The organism is Pedobacter namyangjuensis (assembly GCF_003313325.1).
Classification (GTDB): Bacteria; Bacteroidota; Bacteroidia; order Sphingobacteriales; family Sphingobacteriaceae; genus Pedobacter; species Pedobacter namyangjuensis.
Map to the genome: position 1 here is coordinate 635223 of NZ_QMHQ01000002.1, position 7257 is coordinate 642479.

8 protein-coding genes are annotated in these 7257 nt (G+C 36.8%); 2 read left to right on the forward strand and 6 right to left on the reverse strand.

Annotated elements, in window-relative coordinates; all coding sequences use genetic code 11:
- Positions 1 to 14: 14 nt before the first annotated feature.
- On the forward strand, positions 15 to 569 hold the full coding sequence (locus DUT69_RS09945; RefSeq protein WP_113653075.1) for a PAS domain-containing protein: 555 nt from the start codon (positions 15 to 17) through the stop codon (positions 567 to 569).
- On the opposite strand, the gene DUT69_RS09950 is transcribed toward DUT69_RS09945, so the two are convergent.
- Both DUT69_RS09950 and DUT69_RS09955 read right to left on the reverse strand, forming a co-directional pair.
- Positions 566 to 1342, reverse strand: coding sequence for a sensor histidine kinase (locus DUT69_RS09950; protein ID WP_162796241.1), 777 nt, complete (start codon positions 1340 to 1342; stop codon positions 566 to 568). The two genes, DUT69_RS09945 and DUT69_RS09950, sit on opposite strands and share 4 nt — an antisense overlap.
- Before the next feature lie 440 nt (positions 1343 to 1782).
- Positions 1783 to 2013, reverse strand: coding sequence for a hypothetical protein (locus DUT69_RS09955; protein WP_162796242.1), 231 nt, complete (start codon positions 2011 to 2013; stop codon positions 1783 to 1785).
- Positions 2014 to 2243: 230 nt separating this feature from the next.
- Between DUT69_RS09955 and DUT69_RS09960 the strand changes: the two genes are divergently transcribed.
- A complete protein-coding gene (locus DUT69_RS09960) occupies positions 2244 to 2462 on the forward strand; it encodes a hypothetical protein (protein WP_113653078.1) in 219 nt (72 codons plus the stop codon).
- A 119-nt stretch (positions 2463 to 2581) separates the two neighbouring features.
- On the opposite strand, the gene DUT69_RS09965 is transcribed toward DUT69_RS09960, so the two are convergent.
- The 4 genes from DUT69_RS09965 to DUT69_RS09980 all read right to left on the reverse strand — a co-directional run bounded on the left by DUT69_RS09965 (position 2582) and on the right by DUT69_RS09980 (position 7245).
- Entirely contained in the window at positions 2582 to 3340 is a 759-nt protein-coding gene (locus DUT69_RS09965) for an SDR family NAD(P)-dependent oxidoreductase (protein ID WP_317047211.1), read from the reverse strand.
- Positions 3341 to 3423: 83 nt separating this feature from the next.
- Positions 3424 to 4365 (reverse strand): helix-turn-helix domain-containing protein, encoded by a 942-nt coding sequence (locus DUT69_RS09970; protein ID WP_113653080.1) that lies wholly within the window; start codon positions 4363 to 4365, stop codon positions 3424 to 3426.
- Positions 4366 to 4521: 156 nt separating this feature from the next.
- On the reverse strand, positions 4522 to 6267 hold the full coding sequence (locus tag DUT69_RS09975) for an OmpA family protein (RefSeq protein WP_240186690.1): 1746 nt from the start codon (positions 6265 to 6267) through the stop codon (positions 4522 to 4524).
- A gap of 9 nt (positions 6268 to 6276) precedes the next feature.
- Positions 6277 to 7245, reverse strand: a complete 969-nt coding sequence (locus DUT69_RS09980; protein WP_113653456.1) for a PorP/SprF family type IX secretion system membrane protein — start codon at positions 7243 to 7245, stop codon at positions 6277 to 6279.
- Between the last annotated feature and the right edge of the window lie 12 nt (positions 7246 to 7257).

The following is a 7257-nucleotide window of genomic DNA, read 5'->3' on the forward strand; positions in this document are numbered from 1 at the left end:
ACAAAACCTATTAGATGCAACAATTTGATGATGTTAAGTCTGTACTTGCCGAGTCGCAAACCTATTATTTGGTAAGCGTTGATATGAATTCAAATTATAGCTATTTAAACCGTCGTTACGCTTTATGGTTCGAACCTATACACGGCGATTTGGTTGGCAAAAATTTCTCGATCACGATGCATCCCGACGATCAGCTTGTTTGCGAGCAAGTAAGTATGCAAGCATTTGCTAATCCTGATTCGGTATTTCCTGCAGTACTTAGAAAAATGGACGGAAACGGCGGTTTTGTTATGACCAAGTGGGAATTTAAGGCTATGTTTGATGAGTTGGGTAACCCGAATGGGATTTTTTGCATTGGGCATGACATCACCGAACTTACCAGAGCAAACACAGACTTAGAGGAAATTAGGAACAGTCATTCGCACGAAGTGCGGAAACATGTTGCAAATCTTTTAGGCTTAGGACGTGTGATAGCAGAAAGCGATAATGCCAAGGCACTAAAACACGTCGCAAAAATGATTGAGCAATGCACCATCGATTTGGACAACGCCATTAGAAAAATATATTAGTCGAAAATTTGCTCGTTTACTAGTGGCAATACAAAGTAAAATTCAGTTCCACCACCTTCAACATCCCTAAAACCGATTGTTCCGTTATACGCTCTGAGAATTTTTTTAGAGATGGAGAGCCCTATCCCAAAAGATTTTTCTCCGTCGGTGCCGAGTTCGCCGGGTCCACTATCCATATCAAAAATGGTTTTACGCTTATCTTTTGGAATGCCCGCACCTTGATCTCTCACAGCCACTTCAATTTCCTCTTCAAAAACATCCATAGAAAGAAAAATTTTCGACTCAAATGGACTAAATTTAATGGCGTTGGCCAACAGATTGCCAACAACTCTAATTAATTCGCTTCTGTTAGCATAAACTGTTGCTTCGTCTAGTTGATGTACGATAATTTGACCCTTCAGCGTTGCCTTGTAGTCAAAAAGCGCAATACATTCTAACAGTACCAGATCTAACCTAACATTTGTACAGGTCATACTAACCTCAGGGTTTGTCTCCAAAAGCTTTTCTATTAACGATAGCGCAACTTCTCCAGACGATTTTATGATTTGTAAGGTCTCTAGGTCATCAGCATCACGCCCAGACTCTTCCATCATTAAACCTATAATCGTATTTATACCACCAATTGGATTTCTCAAATCGTGGGTTACAACCTTTAATAATGCCTGATTTTCTTGTTGCATTTGTCTAAGCTCGCCTACGGTATCAGAAAGTTGCAGGTTTAAACGGTTTAGTTTTGCAACATTAGCTTTTGATTTGCGCAATGTTCTTAACATGTAAACAATAAAAAAGAGACTTATAAATATCGCTAAAGCGGTACCTATGAAATAAAGATTAGTTACTTTTTTATTCCCACTAACAATTGCTGGTATGTCTTGCCGGCTAACTGCATTATTATTATTGTATAACAAATATGTAAATCGTAGCGGATAATTTACCCAGATTTGGGATTTGTTAATTGGAGGATATAATTTACCTGCAACACTTTGCCTGCAACCTATCAATCCCAAACTGATTAAAAGTATAGGCAAAAACTTAAAACACGTAAACCGCCGAGTACCTGAGCCGAATCTAATCATTATACTATTTATCTATCCGCTCCGGCAATTTCAGCAACAGGCGCTAACAATATTTGATTTACAAAATACCTTAATACAATACCATTTTGGTTTAGCATGCTATTAATTATCATCACACAACTAACTGAAGTGAATAGCTAAAGATTTGACTTATCTATAATTTCTTGAGAAATCAAGTCGCCCAAATCGGCTGCTAGTTCATCAGATATGGCACCCTCACCTTTCCATTCGATACTTAACGTACCAGCTTGTGGAGAGATTATACCTAAATCGACATTTTGCTCACTGATTTTAAATGTGCCATTTTGTAGCGGAAAAACTAAATAGCTCACACCCCTTAACTCAATTTCGAAATTTTCCATCTTCATTTTTGGTCAATTAACACAATTAAATAGAAAATGTTCTGAGATTTAACTTTTAGCTAACTTTAAATCTCAGATATGCACTAAAACTGAGGTTTTTAATGCGTGTATTTAACTGTAAAGCAATAAAAAGTTATCGATAAATTTTAATAAAGCTCAAGTTTACGCCTGATGCTCCCGTTTTTCAAAAACCAAATTGTAATTCTTTTGTTCCCCCTAGACAGAACAACAAGAAAATGGCGAAATTCGAACTACAGTTAGAGGGCAAACAACTTATCATAGACCCGCAGGAAAATGGCGTTTACCGAGTAATGGAAAACGAAGAGAAAATTGGTGTAGTTTATGCCACTATAGACAATGGTAAAGTTGGCTGGTCGACACAGGATGAATTGCCTGACGATTTCGTGCAACAACTTGGCGAATTAATCACAGACCATAATAGTGCAAGTGAATAACGAATTTATCGTAATGGCTAACAAAAATATCGTGAGCCAGTACACATTAAATAATCACAATTAAAAATCCCATTCGATATTTAATCAAATGGGATTTTTAGTAACTATTTTGAGGAAAATTAAATTCTAAATCCTCCAGAAACTTCTATTCTTTGCGCATTAATCCATTTAGATTCGTCTGAACAAAGAAATGCAACTACCGATCCAATATCATCTGGCAAACCAACTCTTCCTAAAGCAGTTTGAGAAGAAACCAACTTGTTGTAATCTGCACTGTCACGAACTGCTCCACCACCAAAATCTGTTTCAATTGCACCCGGCGCTATAGAATTTACTCTGATTTTCCTTGCCCCTAATTCTACAGCTTGGTATCTTGATAGCGAATCAATTGCTGCTTTCATTGCGCCATAAGCAGAATATCCTGCGAATGAAAATCTAGCCAACCCAGAAGAAGTGTTTACAATACTGCTTCCGTCATTAAGTAATGGTAACAATTTTTGAGTAAGGAAAAAAGGTCCTTTGAAATGGATATTTGTCATTGCATCCAAAGTCTCCTCAGTTGTAGATTCGAAACTTTCGTTAATGCCGATTCCTGCGTTGTTAACTAAGGCATCTAATTTTGCAGATGAAAATTGAGTTTCTAAAACGTTGTTAACTTCACTTACAAAAGCGTCGAAACCTGCTATTGAAGAAATATCCAGAGACAATGCAAAAGCTTTCTGCCCAATGGTTTCAATTTCTTTTACAACTTCGTCTGCAAATTCTTTTTTTGTTTGATAGGTTAAAATGATATCAAATCCTTTGTTCGCTAGTGCGATAACCGAATCTTTACCTAAACCACGGCTTGCGCCAGTTACTAATGCTATTTTATTTGCCATTTTTATTTTTTTAAATGATAAAACAAAGTTGGAAATTTAACATGTTCGGTAATTTGCACAAATCAAATGAATATTTGTAAAAATCAAACAACCGATAATTCTCTATAATGTTGTGGAGATTGCTTACTGTGCTTTTTAAAGAAATTAGAAAAGTGCGCCACTTCTTCGAATCCCAAGGTAAATGCAATTTCAGAAATGTTCCATTTAGTTTGTGTAAGTAGCATTTTAGCTTCCTGAAACACACGGCTTCCAATAATTTCTCCAGTTGTTTTTCCGGTTGTGTCTTTTAAAACCTTATTCAAATGGTTAACATGAACGCCCAGAATGCCTGCAAAATCCGCTGGTGTTTTTAATCTTAAAAGGTGACTAATATTTTCAATGGGAAATTGCCTTTCTAATAATTCGATAAACAGCGTTGTAGTTCTAGAAGCGGCGGTTTTATTATTTTCTACGGGAAGAATTGGTTTTAATTTCTGACCTAGATGAATCAATTCCATCAGATAATTCCTCAATAAATCATATTTGTACATATAATCAGATTGAATCTCGTCGTGCATTTTCAAGAAAATATCTTCAAATTTTTTGAATTGTTCGGTGGAGATTTGATACACAAAATCACTATGTGGCGAAAAAACAGGAAGATTGTCTATTTCAAACCCGGTTTTAGAAGTTGGTAAAAAATCTTTGGTGAACACACAAAACTGTCCAGACTGTTCCGCATCAAGGTGCGTGTAATTGTAAGGGATTTTTGGAGAAGCAAATAGAACCGCACAATCTTCGATATCGACAGTTTTATCTGCATATTCTACCTTGTTCTTGCCATTAATCAAACTTATTTTATAATAAGTTCTCCTGTTATAAGGCATTCCAGTTTTCGATGAACACGTTTTGTAAATCTCCGAAATATCGAAAACATTGAAGTGCCCCACATCCTTATTAATATTATCATTAAGGAATTGATTGATATCTGGACAGCTTTCTCCTAAAATATCCTTATAAAATTCTTTGATGGTTATCGAACTCATTAACTTGCAAAAATCAAAGATAATGATTTACTAATGAAATATATTTCAATACTTAAATAATCAATATTCAGAAATACGAAAACTAATAATTATTGATAAATCGGTATTTTAAGGTGAGCGAGACTTCTAAAACGAAATCTCGCTTAACCATTACATCTATCTAATCACCTTAAACTCTGTCCTCCTGTTAACCTGATGGTCTTCTGCAGGACAATTTACGTCATTTGCACATCTGTTTAGCAATTGGGTTTCGCCGTAACCTTTCCAAGTCAATCTGTTTTTGGCAATACCTTTTTCTATCAAATATTCTACCGCAGCTTTAGCTCTTTGGTTAGAAAGCCATAAGTTATAGGCATCGTTTGCTCTACTATCGGTATGCGAGCCCAATTCTATATTCAGTTCCGGATAATCTTCTAGAATAGTTACAATCTTATCTAATTCTATTGCGGCATCTGGCCTGATGTTAAACTTATTAAAATCATAGTAGATGTTTTTGATGATAAATTGGTCTTTCGGCCTTTCTACTTTTACTCTATCTGGAGCCGGCTTAGCTACCAAATCTTCTTTAACAGGAAGTATCTGTTTTTTATCTTCTACAAAGTATATATCATCGCTTCCGGCACCACCACTTCTGTCGGATGATAAATATTTAATGTTGCCGTTAGCATTTAAGAAAAAGGCAAAATCATCCCTTGGTGAGTTTACAGGGAAACCTAAATTTACTATATCACCACTGGTTTCTAAAAAATAAATATCCAATCCGCCCAAACCAACTCGGCCATCGCTAGCAAAAAAGAGCTTACCGTTTGCATCCAGCGCAGGACTACGTTCGTTTCCAATGGTATTTATAGCAGTTTGATTTTGTGGTATTCCCCATGTCCCGTCGGCATTCTTCTTAACCAGATAAATATCATTACCACCTTTTCCGCCAGGCATGTCAGATGAGAAATATAAGGTATTCCCGTCTGGACTGATAAATGGGTCGGCGATACAGTATTCATTTACATTATTTAACGGAAAAGATACCGGTTCAGACCAATTGCCATCCTTATCTCTAACAGCAAAGTAAGTTTCTACATGAATTGTACTTGGTTCGTTTTTAACTTTTGTAATGGTTTCTGGTATTCTGGTTAACGTAAAATAAACCTGATCAGCATTTGCTGTAAAACTAGCCGAACCAACATGGTAATTGGTGTTGGTTTTTACCGGAAAAAGTTTGAGATCATCTTGGCCATCTTTAAAAAACCATCTTAAATATTTCGTGCCCGTCCAGCCGTTATAATCTTCGCTAGGCAGTTCCAACCTTCTATCAAATTTTAAAAAAGAACGAGCTGTTTCATTATTTACATGAACTTTCGCAGATCTATCAGAAGTAAAACTCACACCATCTTTGTAGTCAAACGGACCCCAATCTGAGTTTTCGGAGTTAAGGTGAGCATGGTTTTCTACCGTAACATTTTTGGGGTTTGCCATAGCTTTTATGGCAAAATCGCAAGAAGCTAGGTATAGTTCCCGTTGTACAGCCGAAGCATTTTTATCCGCAGCAAAATAGGCTTCGAATTTAGTTTTGGCCTCAGCAAATTTCCCATTACTTTGTAGTGCTTTTGCGTAGCCAAGCAAATTTTCTGAACTGCTATTCGGTAGTGTTAGGGCTTTGGCATACCATTCTTCTGCCTGTTCATAATCTCTAATTACAGCATATGATTTTGCAAGTTGTTGCGCTGTATGCAAAGTTTGTTTCTGTTTGTACGCCTTTTTATAAACATCAATGGCTTTGCTGTAATTGTATAATTCAAACTCACTATCTGCTAATTTAACAGCGTATTGCGCCCCAACATTAGAAACAAACAACAACGTTATCCCGGCAAACATCAGCGTAAAAATTTTAATTCTATTAATCATAACTATGCCTTAAAACTGCCTAGGTGAAACCATTCTTACTTTATTTTTATCAAATGAGTAGCCTACCGAGATCTCATGTGTGCCACTTGCATAACCTTGTAAAGGTCCAGTTGCAAAATCATAAGCATAACCAATTCTTAAATTTCTGGTTGGAAATAGTTGCAAAGCACCAACTACAGAGTTTCTCGCATTTAGATTATCCTGCAAATTATTCTTTTCGTATAACTTTATTGCAGAGCGATAAGAGCCCCCAAGCCAAAACCTTTCAGACAAAATCATGAACATGTTTAAATCTAAACTAGTTGGTCCTTTTTTATCATCTTTAATTAAAAATGAAGGTCGCAACTGTATGCTTTCATTTATTGGCACCAATGCTCCGGCGGTAAGATAGTAATGAACCGCTGGCTGTGGTACGTAAGCGTATCTTGTTACATCTATGGCACTCGAGATTAGGTTATCTGCAGAAAATCCGGCAAAATACCTGTCGTTAGAGAAAAACACACCAAAACGGGCATCGGGCAGTAATGCTCTTTCCATGCCAAACGGCTGTCGACTTTCCCTATCATTTGGATCTAATATCGAGCCATCCAATCCTAATTGCATTATCCCGGCGCTAACTCCCAAAGCTAAACGCGACGAACCTTCGTCATTTAACTTTAGTCGGTAGGCATAACTAGCATAGGCCATAAGGTTTTTTTGAGCGCCCAAAACATCACTAGCAACTTGGAATGCAAGACCAACATTACCATTATTAGCAATGGCATCTGCAGCAAAGCTGAAACTTTTTGGAGCTCCAGTTACGCCTGTCCATTGCGTACGGTAAAAGCTATGCAGGTTAAGAACCTCTTTGTAACCTGCATAGGCTGGGTTTATGTAAATGCCGTTAAAAATGTATTGGCTGTATTGTGCATCTTGTTGGGCTTTCGAAATTGTACTACCAAGTAGCAAAAACGTAAGTATCGATATTATCTTTTTCATATATTGTTTCAT

Coding starts and splice junctions, on each gene's coding strand:
- DUT69_RS09945 (WP_113653075.1), top strand. CDS start 15: ATGCAACAATTTGATGATGTTAAGTCTGTACTTGCCGAGTCGCAAACC.
- DUT69_RS09950 (WP_162796241.1), bottom strand. CDS start 1,342: ATGTTAAGAACATTGCGCAAATCAAAAGCTAATGTTGCAAAACTAAAC.
- DUT69_RS09955 (WP_162796242.1), bottom strand. CDS start 2,013: ATGAAGATGGAAAATTTCGAAATTGAGTTAAGGGGTGTGAGCTATTTA.
- DUT69_RS09960 (WP_113653078.1), top strand. CDS start 2,244: ATGGCGAAATTCGAACTACAGTTAGAGGGCAAACAACTTATCATAGAC.
- DUT69_RS09965 (WP_317047211.1), bottom strand. CDS start 3,340: ATGGCAAATAAAATAGCATTAGTAACTGGCGCAAGCCGTGGTTTAGGT.
- DUT69_RS09970 (WP_113653080.1), bottom strand. CDS start 4,365: ATGAGTTCGATAACCATCAAAGAATTTTATAAGGATATTTTAGGAGAA.
- DUT69_RS09975 (WP_240186690.1), bottom strand. CDS start 6,267: ATGATTAATAGAATTAAAATTTTTACGCTGATGTTTGCCGGGATAACG.
- DUT69_RS09980 (WP_113653456.1), bottom strand. CDS start 7,245: ATGAAAAAGATAATATCGATACTTACGTTTTTGCTACTTGGTAGTACA.